Below are 17,517 nucleotides of genomic sequence, written 5' to 3'. Positions count from 1 at the left end.
GCCGCGGCGTCGTGCCGCCGCGGACCGGCCCACCCCGTCGCCCGTCAGCGGGCTCAGAAGTCGACCTCGGCCGGTGCGTCGACGCGCGCCCCGATGCCGAGCTTCTCCTTGATCTTCTTGTCGATCTCCTCCGCCAGGTCGGGGTTGTCGCGCAGGAACCGACGCGCGTTCTCCTTGCCCTGGCCGAGCTGGTCGCCCTCGTACGTGAACCACGCACCCGACTTGCGGATGAACCCGTGCTCGACGCCGAGGTCGATCAGCGACCCCTCGCGGGAGATCCCCACGCCGTAGAGGATGTCGAACTCCGCCTGCTTGAACGGCGGCGCCATCTTGTTCTTCACGACCTTGACGCGCGTGCGGTTGCCGACCGCGTCGGTCCCCTCCTTGAGGGTCTCGATGCGGCGGATGTCCATGCGCACCGAGGCGTAGAACTTCAGGGCCTTGCCACCGGTGGTGGTCTCCGGGCTGCCGAAGAACACGCCGATCTTCTCGCGCAGCTGGTTGATGAAGATCGCCGTGGTGCCCGACGCGTTGAGGGCACCGGTGATCTTGCGCAGCGCCTGCGACATCAGGCGGGCCTGCAGACCGACGTGCGAGTCACCCATCTCGCCCTCGATCTCGGCCTTCGGCACGAGCGCCGCGACCGAGTCGATGACGATGATGTCGATCGCGCCGGAGCGGATCAGCGTGTCCATGATCTCGAGCGCCTGCTCGCCGTTGTCCGGCTGGGCGACGAGGAGCGCGTCGGTGTCGACGCCGAGCTTCTTGGCGTACTCGGGGTCGAGCGCGTGCTCGGCGTCGATGAACGCCGCGATGCCGCCCGCCTTCTGCGCGTTGGCGACCGCGTGCAGCGCGACCGTCGTCTTGCCGGAGGACTCCGGCCCGTACACCTCGATGATGCGGCCCCGCGGGAGGCCGCCGATGCCGAGGGCCACGTCGAGGGCGACGGAGCCGGTGGGGATGACCTCGACCGGTGCGCGGCCGTCGTCACCGAGGCGCATCACCGATCCCTTGCCGAACTGGCGGTCGATCTGGCCGAGAGCGGCCTCGAGGGCCTTGGCGCGGTCCGGAGCGGGCATGTCTACCTCGTCGTGTTCGAGCAGCGTCGCGCTGCACCTGCGGGGACTGGTCCTTGTGTCGCAGGCGACGGTATGCCCGACCACCGACATCCCGGCCGGACGCCCCGTGACCCGTGGACGGCGGTGGTGCCGCGCGGGGCTGGGGACGGCTCGGTCGTCGTCACCTGCGACCACCATAGCCGAACAGGTGTTCGAGCGGACGCCGCGACACGCGGACGTCGCGACACGCGGCGCGTCGCGACACGCGGACGTCGCGACGCCGGACCGGTGCGCGGCGAGCTCGCGCGCGTCGGGCCCACGGGCGCCGGGCCGTCGCCCCTGGGCCGTCAGCGCCGGCGCGGGGGTGCCTGCCGGTGCGGGTCGCTCCCCCACCGCCGGGACTCGGGCACGTCGAGCGCGTCGCACAGCGCGTGCCACACCGCCCGGGGCTCGACGCCCTCGGCGAGCGCCCGCGCACCCGTGCGGTTGCCGAGCGCGTCGAGGACCAGCTCGTCCATCATCAGGCGTCCCTGCACGGGCCCCAGGACGTCGTCGACCAGGTCGGTCAGCTCGCGGTACCTCACCCCACCAGCCTGCCACCGCCCGCGGCCGTCGGCGGCACCGGGCGGCGCGGCCGTCGGCGGCGCCGGACGCGCCCCGCGCGGTTGTCGGACCCTGCCACCACAATGGCCCGGTGGTGCTCGACCGCTTCTCCGCCCCCACGCGCGACTGGTTCACCGGCGCGTTCGCGGCGCCGACCGCCGCGCAGGCGGGCGCGTGGGAGGCCGTCGCGGGCGGCGACCACGCCCTCGTCGTCGCACCCACCGGCTCCGGCAAGACGCTCGCCGCCTTCCTCTGGGCGCTCGACGGCCTGCTCACGGGCGACCCGCCGGAGGACCCGGTGCAGCGCTGCCGCGTGCTCTACGTCTCGCCGCTGAAGGCGCTCGCCACCGACGTCGAGCGCAACCTGCGCTCCCCGCTCGTCGGCATCCGGCAGGCGGCGACCCGGCGCGGCCGCGACCTGCCCGACGTCACCGTGGGCATCCGCACGGGCGACACGCCCCCGGCCGAGCGGCGCGCCTTCGCCACGACGCCGCCCGACATCCTCATCACGACGCCCGAGTCGCTGTACCTCGTGCTGACGTCGGCGGCGCGGGCCGGCCTGGCGGGCGTGCGGACGGTCGTGCTCGACGAGATCCACGCCGTCGCGGGCACCAAGCGCGGCGCGCACCTCGCCCTGTCCCTGGAGCGCCTCGACGCGCTGCTCGAGCGCGAGGGCGGGCCCGGGCCGGCGCAGCGGGTCGGGCTGTCGGCCACCGTGCGCCCCGTCGACGCGGTCGCGTCGTTCCTCGGCGGCGCCCGGACCCCCGCCGACGGCGGCCGCCGCGTGACGGTCGTGCAGCCGCCGTCCCAGAAGGTCATCGAGGTCGACGTCGTCGTGCCGGTACCGGACCTCGGCGACCTCGCGTCGGCCGCGCGGGGCAGCGGCCCGGCGCCGGACGCGTCGGGGGCGGCGCGTGCGGCGGACGACGGCGGGTTCGGCGACGCGGACCTCAGCGGACGGGCCGACGGCACGCCGCGCGCGTCGATCTGGCCGCACGTCGAGGAACGCGTCGTCGACCTGGTGGCGGCGCACCGCTCGACGCTGGTGTTCACCAACTCCCGCCGCGGCGCCGAGCGGCTGACCGCGCGCATCAACGAGGTGTGGACCGAGCGGCAGGGCGTCGAGCTGCCCGACCCGGGGGCGCTGCAGCCGGCGGCCGCGCCGGCGCAGAGCGGCACCGCGGTGGGCGTCGACACGCGCGACGCCGCCGCGATCGTCGCGCGCGCGCACCACGGGTCGATGAGCCGGGCGGAGCGCACGCGCACGGAGTCGGAGCTGAAGGCCGGGCGGCTGCCGGCGGTCGTCGCGACGAGCTCGCTCGAGCTCGGCATCGACATGGGCGCCCTCGACCTCGTCGTGCAGGTCGGCGCGCCGCCGTCCGTGGCGAGCGGGCTCCAGCGCGTCGGCCGCGCCGGCCACCAGGTCGGCGCGGTGTCCCACGGCGTCGTGTTCCCCACGTACCGGGGCGAGCTCGTGCCCGCGGCGGTCACCGCGCTGCGCATGCGGTCGGGCGAGCTGGAGGCGCTGCACGTGCCGACGAACCCGCTCGACGTGCTCGCCCAGCAGGTCGTCGCGATGGTCGCGGTGGAGGACTGGACGGTCGACGACCTGGCGCGGGTCGTCCGCCGCGCGGCGCCGTTCGCCACGCTCGGCGAGGCGACGCTGCGCGCGGTGCTCGACATGCTGGCCGGCCGGTACCCGTCGGAGGCATTCGCGGAGCTGCGCCCGCGCGTCGTGTGGGACCGCGTCCGGGACGTGCTCAGCGGGCGCCCGGGGGCGCTGCGCCTCGCGGTCACGAGCGGCGGCACGATCCCCGACCGCGGGCTGTTCGGCGTGTTCCTCGCGGGCGACGGCGGGGCGTCGGACGTGCCCGCGGACGCCGAGCGCACGGGCGGGCGCCTGCGCGGCGGCAAGCGCGTCGGCGAGCTCGACGAGGAGATGGTCTACGAGTCCCGCGTCGGCGACACGTTCACGCTCGGGTCGAGCACGTGGCGCATCGAGGACATCACGCCCGACCGCGTGCTCGTCACGCCGGCGCCGGGCGTGCCGGGGCGCCTGCCGTTCTGGAAGGGGGACGCGCCCGGCCGTCCCGCCGAGCTCGGCCGCGCCGTCGGCGCCTGGGTGCGCGAGGTGCAGGCGCTGCCCCCGGCGGGCGCGCGGGCACGCGTCGAGGGGGCCGGCCTCGACCCCTGGGCGGCGGACAACCTGCTGGCGTACGTGCGCGAGCAGCAGGAGGCGACCGGCCAGGTGCCGAGCGACACCGTGCTGGTCGTCGAGCGGTTCCGCGACGAGCTCGGCGACTGGCGGATCGTGCTGCACTCCCCGTACGGCGCGCGCGTGCACGCCCCGTGGGCCCTGGTGCTCGGCGCCCGGCTGCGCGAGCGCTACGGCGTCGACGCCGCGGTCATGCACGCGGACGACGGGATCGTGCTGCGCCTGCCGGACCTGCTGGACGGCGCCGGCGACCCGTGGGGCGACGCGCCCGCGGCCGCCGACGGGCCGGCCGTCCGCCTGGACGACCTGCTGCTCGACCCGGACGAGGTCGTCGCGTCGGTGCGCGACGAGCTCGGCGCGTCCGCGATGTTCGCGGCGCGCTTCCGCGAGGCCGCGGGCCGCGCGCTGCTGCTGCCGCGGCGCCGCCCCGACCGCCGGCAGCCGCTGTGGCAGCAGCGGCAGCGCTCCGCGCAGCTGCTGGGCGTCGCGTCGCGCTACCCCGACTTCCCGATCCTGCTCGAGGCCGTGCGCGAGTGCCTGCAGGACGACTTCGACACCGACGCGCTCGCGACGCTGATGCGCGACGTCGGCTCCGGGCGCGTGCGGGTGGTCGAGGTGACGACGCCGCACCCCAGCCCGTTCGCGCAGTCCCTGCTGTTCGGCTACACCGCGCAGTTCCTCTACGAGGGCGACGCCCCGCTCGCCGAGCGGCGCGCCGCGGCCCTCACCCTCGACCCGACGCTGCTCGCGGAGCTGCTCGGTCAGGGCGGCGAGTCGCAGCTGGCCGACCTGCTCGACCCCGAGGCCGTCGAGCGGACGGAGGCGGAGCTGTCCGGCACGGCCACCGACCGCCAGGCCGGCACGCTCGAGCAGGTCGCGGACGTGCTGCGCCGGCACGGCCCGCTCACCGCCGACGAGGTGGCGGCGCGCACCCGGCCGGAGGCCCGCACCGAGGTGCCGGCGTGGCTCGACGAGCTCGCGGCGGCCCGGCGCGCGATCCGGGTCCGCGTCGGCGGCCTGCCGCCCGACCGCGCCGACCAGTGGGCCGCCGTCGAGGACGCGGGCCGCCTGCGGGACGCGCTGGGCGTCGCGCTGCCCGTCGGCGTCCCCGAGGTCTTCACGGAGGTGCTCCCCGACCCGCTGGGCGACCTGCTGCGGCGGCACGCCCGCACGCACGGGCCGTTCCCCGCGTCAGCCGTCGCGGCCCGGTTCGGGCTGGGCGTCGCGGTGATGACCGAGACGCTGCGCCGGCTGGAGGTGCAGGGCGTGCTCGTGCAGGGCCGGCTGCGGCCGGACGTGCTCGGCGGCACGGGCGACGAGTTCTGCGACGCGGACGTGCTGCGCACGCTGCGGCGGCGCTCGCTCGCCGCGCTGCGCGCCCAGGTCGAGCCGGTGGACCCGCAGGCCGTCGGCGTCTTCCTGCCGCGCTGGCAGGGCGTGCAGCCGAGCGGCCGGCCGTCGGGCGGCGGGTCGGGGCTGCGCGGCGTCGACGCGGTCGCGCGCGCCGTCGAGCAGCTCGCCGGGTTCGCCGTGCCCGCGTCGGCGCTCGAGACGCACGTCCTGCCCGCGCGTGTGCCGGACTACGTCCCGGCGATGCTCGACGAGCTGACCGCGGCCGGCGAGGTGCTCTGGGCCGGCCACGCGGCGCTCGCCGGCCACGACGGGCTCGTGTCGCTGCACCCGACGTCGGTCGCCGACCTCACGCTCGCGCCGGTGACCGACCTCGACGACCCCGACGCGCCCGCGTCCGGCCCGGTGCACCGTGCCGTGCTCGCGGCGCTCGAGGGCGGCGGCGCCTGGTTCCTCGGCCCGCTCGTCGAGCGCGTCACGGCGCTGTGGCTGCCGGCCGACGACGACGACGCCCCGCCCCCGGCGTCCGGCGTGCTGGACGCCCTGTGGGACCTCGTCTGGGCGGGACGCGTCACCAACGACGGCCTGGGCCCGCTGCGGGCGTGGCTGGGCACGGGCAGCACCGCGCACCGGACGCGCTCGGCGCCGGCGCGCGGACGCCCGCTGCGCCCGCGGCTCGGGCTGCGCGCCGGCGCGCGGCTCGGCATGACGGGGCCGGCCGCCGGGGCGGGCACCGGCGGCGTCCGGGCGCTCGGCGCGACGGCCGTGCAGGGCTCGGGTGCCGGCCGCTGGTCGTTGCTGCCCGCGCGGGAGCCCGACCCCACGGTCCGCGCGCACGCGCTCGCCGCCCAGCTCCTCGACCGGCACGGCGTGCTGACCCGAGCGGTCGCGCCGGCGGAGCAGGTCTCCGGCCGGTTCGCCGACGTGTACCGCGTCCTGTCCGCGCTCGAGCAGTCGGGGCAGGTGCGCCGCGGCTACTTCGTGGAGCGCCTCGGCGGCTCGCAGTTCGCGCTGCCCGGCGCCGTGGACCGGCTGCGCGTCGACGCCGAGGTGGTCGACCGTGCGCGCGAGCGCGCGACGCTGCGGCGCGAGCAGACCACGAGCGAGCTCGGCGCGCTCCTGCCCTGGCAGGAGGTGCCGGCCCCCGCGTGGTCGGCGCCCGCCGGTCCCGACGTGTGGGACCCGTCGGCGCACGACGCCGCACCGGGTCCGGAGGGGCCTGGCCCGTGGGTCGTCGTCCTCGCGGCAACCGACCCCGCCAACCCGTACGGCGCCGCGCTGGCGTGGCCGGACCCGCCCGAGCAGGTCACGGTCCGGCACCGGCCCGGACGCAAGGCCGGCGCGCTCGTCGTCCTCGTGGACGGCGCGCTCGTGCTCTACCTCGAGCGCGGCGGCCGCACGCTCCTCACCTTCTCGGACGACGCGGCGGTGCTCGGCGCGGCCGCGGACGCGCTGGTCGAGGCCGCCCGGCGCCGGCACGCCGGCCGCCTCACGGTCGGCCGCATCGACGGCGCGGAGGTCCTCTCCGGGGACGTGCTCTCCTCCCCCGCGGCCACGGCGCTCACCGGCGCCGGGTTCGTCACGACCCCGCGCGGCCTGCGCCTGCAGGCGTCGTGAGGCGCGGTCCCGTCCGCCCGGGGGTGCGCCGTGCCCGAGGGTGACGTCCTGCGCCGCACCGCCGCGCGCCTCGACCAGGCGCTCGCCGGGCAGCGGCTCGTCCGCTCCGACCTGCGGTGGCCGACCGCCGCGACGGTCGACCTGCGCGGCCGGACCGTCCTCGGCACGCGCCCGTACGGCAAGCACCTGCTGACCCGGTTCGACGACGGCACGACGCTGCACACCCACCTGCGGATGGACGGCTACTGGCGGGTCGCACCGTCGGGCGAGCCCCGTGCCGCCGGGCGCTCGCCGTACGTGCGGGCCGTGCTGGCGGACGCGCGGTGGACCGCGCTCGGCCACCACATCGGCATGCTCGACGTCGTGCGCACGCGCGACGAGCGCACGCTCGTCGGACACCTGGGTCCCGACGTCCTCGACGAGGACTTCGACGGCACGCCGGGCGTGCCGGTCGGCGGCCTGCCGGTGCACGACCTGCCGACGCCCGGCATCGAGGAGGCGCTCCGCCGCTGGGCGGCGCAGGGCGACCGACCCGTGGGCGAGCTCCTGCTGGACCAGCGCGTCGTGGCCGGCATCGGGACGATCTTCATGGCCGAGTCGCTCTTCGTCGAGCGGTGGTGGCCGTTCACGCCGGCCGACGCGATCGACGACCCGGCGCGCATCCTGCGCACGGCGCGCGAGCTCATGCGCCGTTCCGTGGTGACGGGTCGTCCGGTCGAGGCCGTCCACGGCCGCGACCGGCGACCCTGCGTCCGCTGCGGCACACCGGTCCGCCGCGACGAGGTGGGGGTGCCGCCGATGCAGCGGCCCGTGTTCTGGTGCCCGCGGTGTCAGGCGCGCGGGCGCGCCGTGCAGGCCCGGGCAGTCCCCGGGACCTGAGAACCCTCGTCAGCCGACGGGGGCCAGCTCCGACCGGGACAGGGCCCAGCCGGCGTCCGACGGCCCGTCGACCGCTGCGGCCAGGTCGGCCGGCACCGTGTCGGGGACCAGCAGGCCCTCGGCGACGGCCACACGGTCGCTGACCTCGCGCAGGACGAGGGACAGCGGGACGTCGAGCGCGTCGCAGATGCTGCTCAGCAGCTCCGACGACGCCTCCTTCTGCCCGCGCTCGACCTCGCTCAGGTACCCGAGCGAGACACGGGCGGCCGAGGAGACCTCACGCAGGGTGCGGCCCTGGCGCTGGCGCGCGTCCCGCAGGACGTCGCCGATCTCTCGTCGCAGGACGACCATCTGGGCTCCCCCCTTCACGTCACGTCCTCGGTCACCGGACGGGAGCGCCGTGGGCGTCCCCGTCCCCTTGCCGGCGGTGGCCGGAGCCACCGCCCTTGCTGCCGCTCCCGGTCGACGCGCGGCCGGAAGACGACCACCGTACCGCGCACCGCCGACGAGCGCGTCGGCTCCGCGCACAGGCGGTCGAGTGCTCATCACGTCCTGCCCAACGCGCGAGGCGGTGACGGTTGTTCCCGGCACGGCGCCCGGGACGCGGCTCTCAGGAGCCTCTCAGGACCTCGCACCCTCGGGACCCCGCACCTCACGACGCCGTGCCTCGGGACCGAGCACCTCACGACGCCGCGCCTCACGATCCCGCGCCGTCGGCGAGCACCTCGACCGCCAGGGCGAGCACGGCGGCCGTGGCACCGGCCCGCACCGCGGCGCGGTCGCCGTCCAGGCGCAGCGCGCGGCTGACCGTGCCCGCGGGGCCGCCGACGGCGACGTGCACGGTCCCCGCCGGGTGCCCGTCCTGCGGACCCGGGCCCGCGACACCGGTCGTCGCCAGCCCGACGTCCGCGCCGAGCCGTGCCCGCACCCCGTCGGCCATGGCGCACGCGACGTCGCCGTCGACGGGTCCGCGCGCGGCGAGCAGGTCGCCGTCGACGCCGAGCACCGACGCCTTGAGGTCCGTCGCGTACGCCACCACCCCGCCGCGCAGGACCGTCGACGCCCCGGGCACGTCGACGAGCGTCGCGGTGACCTGCCCACCGGTGAGCGACTCGGCGACGGCCAGCGACCAGCCGCGGGCGGCCAGCACCGCGAGCAGGTCCCGCGCGGCGCGGGACGGCGCGGTCGCGTCGCTCACAGGCCGGCCGCGGGCGGGACGCCCGCCGCCCGGCGGATGCGCACGGCGGTGCGGACGTAGTCGAGCCCGGTGACGAGCGTGACGGCGACCGCGGCGGCCATCACGACGGCGGCCAGCCAGCCGACGGCCGCCGGCAGCGCGTCGAGCGGGAGCAGGTAGATGCCGATCGCGACGGCCTGCAGGACCGTCTTCAGCTTGCCGCCGCGGGACGCGGGCAGGACGACGTAGCGCAGCAGGAGGAAGCGCATCACCGTGATGCCGAGCTCGCGCACGAGGATCACGGCCGTGACGGCCCACCACAGCTCGCCGAGCCAGGACAGCAGCACGAGCGCCGTCCCGACGAGCAGCTTGTCGGCGATGGGGTCGAGCAGCTTGCCGAGGTCGGTCACCTGCCCGGAGCGGCGCGCCAGCCAGCCGTCGAGGCGGTCGGTCAGTGCGGCGGCCGCGAACAGCGCGGCGGCGAGCAGGCGCCCGCCGACGGTGTGACCGCCGTCGAGGAGCAGGACCACGGCGAACACCGGCACGACGGCGATGCGGAGCATCGTGACGACGTTCGCCGGCGTCCACACGGAGGCAGCGACGTCGACCACGGGTCACAGCCTAGGGCCGCGTGCGCGGTGGTCCCGCCCGGGGCGCCCTTCCCGCGACCGCGTCCGGGCGGCCCGGCCGGCGGGTCACACGGGCGGCTGCGCCGCGCCGTACAGCCATCCCTGCCCGTACCGCCAGCCGCTGCGGCGCAGGTGCGTCGCCTGCTCCTCGTGCTCGATGCCCTCGGCGATCGTCACCATCGCGAGCTCGCGGGCGAGCGCACCGAGTGCGCGCACGACCTTGCCGGCGGTCGGGTCGTGCGGGATGCCGGACGTGAACGACATGTCGAGCTTGACGCCCGCCACCGGCAGGTCGCGCAGGTACGACAGGGGCGACACGCCCGTGCCGAAGTCGTCGAGCAGGATGGGCACGCCGGCGGCCGACAGCTGCGTGAGCTCGTGCCGGATCCGGGTGCCCGACGCGACGAGGCTCGACTCGGTGAGCTCGAGCACGAGGCGGCCGGGCGCGACGCGGTGCCGGGACAGCTCCGCGAGCAGCCGCGTGGCGAGCTCGCCGTCGCCGAGCTGGTCGGCCGAGACGTTGACGGACACCCACCGGCCGTCGTCCGTGGTCCGCGCGAGGTGCTCGACGACGCGCGTCGCCACGAGCTGCCCGAGCAGCACCGACACGCCCGCCTCCTGCGCGTGCGGCAGGAACGCGCCGGGCAGCAGGAGCCCGCGGTAGGGGTGCTGCCAGCGCACCAGCGCCTCGTACCCGACGACGTGCCCGTCGGACAGGTCGACGATCGGCTGGTAGTGGACGACGAGCTGGTCCTCCTCGACCGCCCGGACCAGCTCGCGGTGCAGCGTCGTGGCGGTCGACAGGCCCATCGACGGGTCGTACACCTCGGTGCGGCCGCGCCCGGACGCCTTCGCGCGGTACAGCGCGGTGTCCGCGGCGGCCAGCAGCGTCGGCGCGCCCGCCTCGACCAGCGCGACGTCGGCCAGCGCGACGCCCACGCTCGCGGCGACCGGCGTGCGACGCCGCCCCACACGGAGCGGCTCGCGCAGGCCGGCGTGGATCTGGTTCGCGACCTCGAAGACCGCCTTCGCGGCGTCCTGCTCCTGCACGACCACGACGAACTCGTCGCCGCCGAGGCGTGCCACCGTGCCGCTCGTCCCCGTCGCTGCGCGGAGCACGCCGGCGACGTGCACGAGCAGCTCGTCGCCCGTCGCGTGCCCGTACCGGTCGTTGATCTCCTTGAACCCGTCGAGGTCGCACGCCAGCACGGCCGTCCGGTCGACGGCGCCGGGCTGCTCGAGCGCCGCCTGCAGCACCTCCTGCAGCAGCGTGCGGTTGGCGAGCCCGGTGAGCGGGTCGTGCATGGCCCGGTGGGTGAGCATCTCGGCCTGCAGGCGCGACTCCGTGGCGTCGCGCACCTGCACCACGACGTGGTCGGGGCGGCCGTCGGGCTCGCGCACGAGCGCCGCGTCGAGGACCACCCACACGAGGTGCCCGTCCGCGCGCCGGCAGCGCATCTCGAGCGAGAACCGGTGCTGCTCTCCGCCGAGCAGCCGGTCGAGCTGCTGACGCTGCGCGGCGCGGTCCTCCGGCGCCGTGAGCTCGTCGACGCGGTACCCGCGCAGGGCGGCCGCGTGCGTGCCGAGCAGCTCGGCCAGCGCGACGTTGGCCTCGGTGACGCGCCAGTCGAGGTCGACGAGCGCCATGCCGATCGGCGCGTTCTCCATCGCGACGCGGAACTGGGTCTCGCTGCGCGACAGGGCCACCTCGACCTCGCGGCGCACCGTGACGTCGACGAGCGTGGTCAGGACCGTCGGCGGCGCGCCCGCGCCCTCGGCGACGAGCTGCGCCGCGACGCGCACGAGGCGCGGGCGCTCGTCGTGCCCGGGCCGCACGACGCCGACGACGAGCGGCTCGGCGTCCTCGCCGCGCAGGCCCAGCGCGGACACGGGGCTGACGGCCAGGCCGCGCTCGTCGACGAGCGCGAGCGGCAGCTCGGCGACGCGCCGACCCACCGCGTCGGCGCGCCCCACCCCGAGGATGGCGGCCGCGCGGTCCGACAGGTCCAGCACCCGGCCGTCGGCCGACTGCACGAGCACGCCCTCGCGCGTCACGGTCTGCAGCGCGTCGTACCGGCGGCGCAGCTCCTGGGCGGTGCCCAGCAGCCCGGTCGCGCGCCGGCGCTGCGTCCGCTCCCGGTGCAGCAGGACGAGGACGGCGACGAGCGCGGCCACCGCGACGGCCGCGATGACCGTGCTCACGACGCCGAGGGGCGCCACGGACCCGGTGCCCACGCCGGGTCAGTCGGCGCCGGGCCCGTGCCCGGCGTCGTCCTCCTCGAGGTCGTCCGGCACGTCCGCGTCGCCGCCGCCCGGGTCGCCGCGCAGCAGCGCGAGCGTGCCCGGCAGGTCGTCCGGCTGCACGAGCACCTCGCGCGCCTTCGAGCCCTCGGAGGGCCCGACGATCTCGCGGGACTCGAGCAGGTCCATGAGCCGGCCCGCCTTGGCGAACCCGACGCGCAGCTTGCGCTGCAGCATCGACGTCGACCCGAACTGCGTCGTCACGACGAGCTCCGCCGCCTGCAGCAGCAGGTCGAGGTCGTCGCCGATGTCGTCGTCGACCTGCTTCTTGGCGGCCTGCACCGTGACGTCCTCGCGGTACACCGGCTTGAGCTGGCCCTTGACGTGCTCGACGACCGCGTGGATCTCCGACTCGGAGACCCACGCACCCTGCGTACGCATCGGCTTGGCCGCACCCATGGGGAGGAAGAGCGCGTCACCCTGGCCGATGAGCTTCTCGGCGCCCGGCTGGTCGAGCACGACGCGGGAGTCGGTGAGCGAGCTCGTCGCGAACGCGAGCCGGGACGGCACGTTCGCCTTGATGAGGCCGGTGACGACGTCGACCGACGGGCGCTGCGTCGCGAGCACGAGGTGGATGCCGGCGGCGCGCGCGAGCTGCGTGATGCGCTGGATCGACGCCTCGACGTCGCGCGGCGCGACCATCATGAGGTCGGCGAGCTCGTCGACGATCACGAGCAGGTACGGGTACGTCGCGATCTTGCGCTCGGAGCCGGGCAGCGGCTTGACCTTGCCGATGCGGACGGCGGCGTTGAAGTCGTCGATGTGCTTGTACCCGAACATCGCGAGGTCGTCGTACCGCGCCTCCATCTCCTTCACCACCCACTCGAGGGCCTCGGCGGCCTTCTTGGGGTTCGTGATGATCGGCGTGATGAGGTGCGGGATGCCCTCGTACAGGGTCAGCTCGACGCGCTTCGGGTCGACGAGGATCATCCGGACCTCGTCGGGCGTGGACCGCATGAGGATCGACACGATCATCGAGTTCACGAACGACGACTTGCCCGCGCCGGTGGCGCCGGCGACGAGCAGGTGCGGCATCTTCGCGAGGTTCGCGACGACGTACCCGCCCTCGACGTCCTTGCCGACGCCGATGACCATCGGGTGCTCGGTGCGCTTGGCGGCGCTCGAGCGCAGCACGTCGCCGAGCGCGACGGTCTCGCGGTCGGTGTTGGGGATCTCGATGCCGATCGCCGACTTGCCGGGGATCGGCGACAGGATGCGCACGTCCGCGCTCGCGACCGCGTACGCGATGTTCTTGCTCAGCGCCGTCACGCGCTCGACCTTGACGCCCTGCCCGAGCTCGACCTCGTACCGCGTGACGGTCGGGCCGCGCGTGAAGCCGGTGACCTGCGCGTCGATCTGGAACTGCTCGAGCACGTTCGTGAGCGAGTCGACGACCCGGTCGTTCGCCGCCGAGCGCACCTTGTGCGGCGCGCCCTTGGCGAGCGCGTCCTCGGTGGGCAGGACGTAGACGACGTCGCCCTCGAGCATCGGCTGCTCGCCGCGCGGCACGCCCGTGGGGCGCGGGGCCGCGAGCTCCGTCCCGACGTCGGTGCCGACGGCGGCGACGGCCGCGGTGGGCGCCGTCGGGGGCGCCGGGTCCATGCGCGCCGTCGGGGCGTCGTCGAGGTCGTCCGGCGCGGCCGCGCCCACGGTGCGGTCGACGACGGCCGCGCGCTCGAACGCCTCGTCGCCGACGTACTCGTCGAGGCGGTCGTCGTCGGGCTCCGGGGGCTCCTGCGCGCGGGGCTTGCGCGTGAGCAGGCGGGGCTTGCGCCGCGGCTTCTCGACCGGCTCGGGGCGCGCGCTGTGCAGCGCCTCGATGACGAGCGGCGCGTCGTCGTCCTCGTCGGGCGCGACGGGCTCGTCGGGCTGGCCGGTGAGGCGCCGGTACAGCGCGGCCAGCCGCGGGCCGATCTGGTGGACCGGCGTCGCCGTGACCACGAGGACGCCGAAGAACGCGAGGATGCCCAGCAGCAGGCCCGCGACCACCGGCGTGAGCAGCGTCGCGAGCGGCGTGCCGACGCCGAAGCCGACGACGCCCCCGGCGTCGCGGAGCGCCGCCATGTCGTCGGTGCCGGGGCGCCCGTGCGCGATGTGCACGATCGAGCAGACGGCGACCGTGATCGCGGTGAGGCCGATGCCGATGCGCGAGTTGGCCTGCGCCCGCTCGGGGTGGCGCATGAGCCGCACCGCGACGCCGAGCAGCACGACCGGCACGACGACGCCGACGACCCCGAACGTGCCGGCCACGACGTTGTGCACGACGTCCCCGGCCGTGCCGGACAGGTCCCACCACTCGCGCGCCGCCACGACGACGGCGAGCGCGAGCAGCGTGAACGCGACGCCGTCGCGGCGGTGGGCGGGGTCGAGGTCGCGCGCGCCGCGGCCGATGCGCCGGGCGGTGCCGCCCACGAGGTGCGCACCGCCCATCCAGATGCCGCGCACGATGCGCAGCGGGAGGGCGGGCTGTCGCGGCGGGGCCGGTGCACGACCGGCGGGTCGCGTCGAGCCGCCGCGCGTGGTGCCCCGCGACGACGTCGAGCCGCCGGCGCGCGTCGAGCGCGCGGGGGTCGGGGTCGTACGGGTCGCCATGGTCCTCACGGTAGCCGCCCGGGCCATGCTCCCCCGGCTGCCGGGCACCGTGTCGCCCGCCGAGCTCGTCGCCCCCCGCACCACCGGCGGTGCCGACGGCCGTCGCGTCACCCGTGCAGCAGCCCGACGCCGAGGGTGACGACCCCGCCCGCGAGCGCGAGCGCGCCGAGCGGCAGCAGCACGACCAGCCGGTTGGGGCGCGTGCGGCCGGCCCCGGCGGCGGAGAGGAAGAAGCCGGCGGGCAGCAGGACCGCGGCCACGAGCACGCCCGTCTGGGCGAGCCAGCGCCACCCGCCCGACAGGGACGTGGCCTCACCGAGCAGCAGGCACACCAGGCCGAGGGTGACGAGGACGCCCGCGTGCGCGTGCCCGGCGCGGAAGAACGCGCGCTGGAAGTCGGTCGCGGGCGCGCGACCCGTGACGACGCGGAGCAGGAACCAGCCCCCCGACTCGATGGCGACGACGGTGAGGGCGACGACGCCTGCGGTGGTGCGCGCGGCCTCGGTGAGCTCCAGCATGGCGGCCTCCAGTTTGGTAACGGTGTTATGGAACATCGTCGCAGAACTCTGCGTCAAGACGTACGCTCTCCCCGTGCCCCGGCCCCGCGTCCACGACGACGCCCTGCGCGACCGACTGCTCGCCGAGTCCACGCGCGTCGTCGCGGAGGCCGGCCCGGCGGCGCTCACCGTGCGCGACGTCGCGACCCGGGCGGGCACCTCGTCGAGCGCGGTGTACGCCCTGTTCGGCAGCCGCGAGGCCCTGCTGCGGGCCGTCGGCGACCGCGCGGCGGACCGGTTCGCGGCGCACCTGCGCGCCGCAGCCCGCACGGGCGACCCCGACCGCGACCTGCTCGCGCTCGGCGTCGCCTACCGCGGCTTCGCCCTCGCCGAGCCGCACACCTACCGCGTCATGTTCGCCCGGGCGGGCGTCGGCGCGAGCCACCCCGGCAGCGCGCCGGTCACCGCGGCGCCCACCTTCCGCGTCCTGCACGACGCCGTCCAGGACGCGCTGCGCTCGGGCGCGGCCGCCGGCGCGTACCCCGCGGCGGCCGGCGCCGACGACGCGGTGCGTGGCGCCACGCACGTGTGGGCCCTCGCGCACGGCTGGGTGAGCCTGGAGCTCGACGGTCTCCTGCCGTGGCCGGCCGACGAGCGCGACGCGCGCTACGTCGCGGCGCTGCGGGCGGCAGGTCCCGGGCTGCTCGGACCGCCACCGGCCTGAGGACGGCCGCCGCCCGCGGGGCCCCCGACGCCACGGACGCGCGTGGTCCCGGGAGGCGGTGGCACGATCGCCCCATGGCCGCCCGAGCCCGCCGCGCCTCCCGCTCCGCCGTGCTGCGTCACCGCGTGCGGGTGCAGCAGCTCGACCGGGCACCGGGCGCGGCGGCCGGCCCCGGCGACGTGGCGGTGCTCGACGCCGGTGTGCAGGACACGGGGCCGGACGGCGCCCTGTGGGCCCTCGCGCTGCGGGGCCTCGACGTCCGCCGCGGCGCCTGGCCGGACGCCCTCGCGCTGGCGTGGACCGTGCGCGGCGCGCCGCACGCCTACCGCCGCGACGACCTGCCCGCCGTGGAGCGCGCCCTGCGGCCGTGGTCCTCCGCCGACGCCGCGACGCGCGTGTTCGACGCCGCGCGCCCGCTGCGGGCGGCCGGCCTCGACCCGCGCGACGCGCTGGCCACCGCGGCGCGCCGCATGCGCGACGTCGTCACGCAGCCGCTGACCAAGGGCGAGGTCTCCACCGCGATGACCGGACGCCTGCCGGATCCCTACCTGCGCTGGTGCCGGCCGTGCGGGACCACCCACATGTACGAGCAGACGTTCCGGCTGGCCGCGCTGCACGCCGGCCTGGAGCTCGAGCCCGGCACGTCTCCCCCGGTCCTGCGGCGCGTCCCGGGGTGGCCCGAGGACGCGGTCGCCCGGACCGACGTGCCCCCGCCCGGCGGTCGGCACGACCTGGTGCGGACCACGCTGCACCTGCTCGGCCCCGCGACGCCGCGCCTCGTCGCCGCGTCGCTGGACGCCGCCGTCGCCGACGTCCGGGCCCGCTGGCCGGACGACGTGGTGGAGGTCGACGTCGACGGCGACGTGCGCAGCGTCCTCGCCGCGGACGCCGACGCGCTCGACGCCGCGGAGGAGCCGCCCGCGGACCCGGTCGTCCGCCTGCTCGGCCCGTTCGACCTGTTCCTCCAGGCCCGCGACCGCGACCTCCTCGTCCCGGACGCCGCGCACCGCGCCGCGCTGTGGCCGACGCTGGGGCGCCCGGGCGCCGTCCTGCGCGACGGCGAGGTCGTCGGCACGTGGCGTCCCCGCGCGCGCGGACGCCGCCTCGCGCTGGAGGTGGAGCCGTGGCGGACCTGGGCCGCGGCGACGCGGCGCGCCGTCGACGACGAGCACGCGCGGCTCGCGGCGTTCCGCGGCCTGGTGCCCGCCTGAGCCGGCGTCAGGCCGGCGGGTACGGGTCGACGACGCCCGGCGGGTCCTCGCCGACCGCGCCGTCGACCGCCTCGCGCAGCAGGTCGGCGTGGCCCACGTGCCGCGCGTACTCCTCGAGCACGTCGACGAGCAGCCGCCGCAGGGTCGGCGCCTCGTCGCCCTCGTAGCCCCACCGCACGCGCCGGTCGAGGCCGCCGTCCGCGAGCGCCTCCGCGACCGCGGCGCGCGCCCGCACCACGGACCCGCGCCACGTCGCGTAGAGCTCGTCCGGCGCGTCGTGGGCGGCGGAGTGCCACGGCCAGTCCGGGTCGCCCTCGCAGTCCACCGTGTCCCACGGCGGCGTCGGCGCGCGGCCGTGCAGCATGGTGGTGAACTTCAGCTCCTCCACCCACGCCAGGTGCTTGACGAGGGCCCCGAGCGTCACCGTCGACGCGGCCGTCCGGGCACCGAGCGCGGTGGCGTCGAGCCCGCCGACCTTCCACGCGAAGGTGGCGCGCTGCCGCTCCAGCGCGCCGAGGAGCGTCTCGACCTCCGAGCCGGCCGCGGGCGGCCCCGGTGCCGCGTGCGGGCCGTCGGTGCCCTCCGTGCCGTCCGTGCCGTCGCCCTCCGTCATGGCGCGACGGTAGGTGCGCGGAGGGCGCGGGTCAACGGACCCGCGCCCCTG

At 76.9% G+C, this 17,517-nt stretch carries 13 protein-coding genes; 4 read left to right on the top strand and 9 right to left on the bottom strand.

Going from position 1 to position 17,517, the window contains the following annotated elements:
- Positions 1–53: 53 nt before the first annotated feature.
- Positions 54–1,079, bottom strand: a complete 1,026-nt coding sequence (gene recA, locus ACFUMH_RS13830) for a recombinase RecA (protein ID WP_378206475.1) — start codon at positions 1,077–1,079, stop codon at positions 54–56.
- A gap of 326 nt (positions 1,080–1,405) precedes the next feature.
- Positions 1,406–1,642, bottom strand: a complete 237-nt coding sequence (locus tag ACFUMH_RS13825) for a DUF3046 domain-containing protein (RefSeq protein WP_378206471.1) — start codon at positions 1,640–1,642, stop codon at positions 1,406–1,408.
- A 110-nt stretch (positions 1,643–1,752) separates the two neighbouring features.
- Between ACFUMH_RS13825 and ACFUMH_RS13820 the strand changes: the two genes are divergently transcribed.
- Both ACFUMH_RS13820 and ACFUMH_RS13815 read left to right on the top strand, forming a co-directional pair.
- Entirely contained in the window at positions 1,753–6,843 is a 5,091-nt protein-coding gene (locus ACFUMH_RS13820) for a DEAD/DEAH box helicase (RefSeq protein WP_378206468.1), read from the top strand.
- 30 nt (positions 6,844–6,873) lie between these two features.
- Positions 6,874–7,722: a DNA-formamidopyrimidine glycosylase family protein gene (locus tag ACFUMH_RS13815; RefSeq protein ID WP_378206464.1), complete on the top strand. Its 849-nt coding sequence runs from the start codon at positions 6,874–6,876 to the stop codon at positions 7,720–7,722.
- Positions 7,723–7,731: 9 nt separating this feature from the next.
- Here ACFUMH_RS13815 and ACFUMH_RS13810 read toward each other — a convergent pair whose 3' ends face one another.
- The 6 genes from ACFUMH_RS13810 to ACFUMH_RS13785 all read right to left on the bottom strand — a co-directional run bounded on the left by ACFUMH_RS13810 (position 7,732) and on the right by ACFUMH_RS13785 (position 14,939).
- Positions 7,732–8,073, bottom strand: coding sequence for a helix-turn-helix domain-containing protein (locus ACFUMH_RS13810; RefSeq protein ID WP_135972540.1), 342 nt, complete (start codon positions 8,071–8,073; stop codon positions 7,732–7,734).
- A 346-nt stretch (positions 8,074–8,419) separates the two neighbouring features.
- Positions 8,420–8,920, bottom strand: a complete 501-nt coding sequence (locus tag ACFUMH_RS13805) for a CinA family protein (RefSeq protein WP_378206461.1) — start codon at positions 8,918–8,920, stop codon at positions 8,420–8,422.
- Positions 8,917–9,510: a CDP-diacylglycerol--glycerol-3-phosphate 3-phosphatidyltransferase gene (gene pgsA, locus ACFUMH_RS13800; RefSeq protein WP_378206458.1), complete on the bottom strand. Its 594-nt coding sequence runs from the start codon at positions 9,508–9,510 to the stop codon at positions 8,917–8,919. The genes ACFUMH_RS13805 and pgsA overlap by 4 nt, the downstream gene beginning before the upstream one ends.
- A gap of 84 nt (positions 9,511–9,594) precedes the next feature.
- Positions 9,595–11,730: a putative bifunctional diguanylate cyclase/phosphodiesterase gene (locus ACFUMH_RS13795; protein ID WP_378206453.1), complete on the bottom strand. Its 2,136-nt coding sequence runs from the start codon at positions 11,728–11,730 to the stop codon at positions 9,595–9,597.
- Between the two features lie 39 nt (positions 11,731–11,769).
- Positions 11,770–14,421 carry a DNA translocase FtsK gene (locus ACFUMH_RS13790; RefSeq protein WP_378206450.1) on the bottom strand — a complete coding sequence of 884 codons (2,652 nt, stop codon included), beginning with the start codon at positions 14,419–14,421 and terminating at the stop codon, positions 11,770–11,772.
- Between the two features lie 107 nt (positions 14,422–14,528).
- On the bottom strand, positions 14,529–14,939 hold the full coding sequence (locus tag ACFUMH_RS13785) for a hypothetical protein (RefSeq protein WP_378206447.1): 411 nt from the start codon (positions 14,937–14,939) through the stop codon (positions 14,529–14,531).
- A 73-nt stretch (positions 14,940–15,012) separates the two neighbouring features.
- Here ACFUMH_RS13785 and ACFUMH_RS13780 point away from each other — a divergent pair, with 73 nt between their 5' ends.
- Both ACFUMH_RS13780 and ACFUMH_RS13775 read left to right on the top strand, forming a co-directional pair.
- Complete coding sequence (locus ACFUMH_RS13780) at positions 15,013–15,642, top strand: TetR/AcrR family transcriptional regulator (protein WP_378206443.1); 630 nt, start codon at positions 15,013–15,015, stop codon at positions 15,640–15,642.
- 74 nt (positions 15,643–15,716) lie between these two features.
- Complete coding sequence (locus ACFUMH_RS13775; RefSeq protein WP_378206440.1) at positions 15,717–16,853, top strand: DNA glycosylase AlkZ-like family protein; 1,137 nt, start codon at positions 15,717–15,719, stop codon at positions 16,851–16,853.
- Between the two features lie 7 nt (positions 16,854–16,860).
- Here the strand turns inward: ACFUMH_RS13775 and ACFUMH_RS13770 are convergent, their stop codons facing one another.
- Positions 16,861–17,466, bottom strand: coding sequence for a DUF664 domain-containing protein (locus ACFUMH_RS13770; RefSeq protein WP_378206437.1), 606 nt, complete (start codon positions 17,464–17,466; stop codon positions 16,861–16,863).
- Positions 17,467–17,517: the final 51 nt, after the last annotated feature.

Origin of the sequence: Cellulomonas sp. NPDC057328 (assembly GCF_042667215.1) — a bacterium.
In the GTDB taxonomy this organism is placed as follows: Bacteria; Actinomycetota; Actinomycetes; order Actinomycetales; family Cellulomonadaceae; genus Cellulomonas.
Note: the sequence above shows the minus strand (reverse complement) of the source record. Positions and strands in the feature narration are given on the sequence as shown.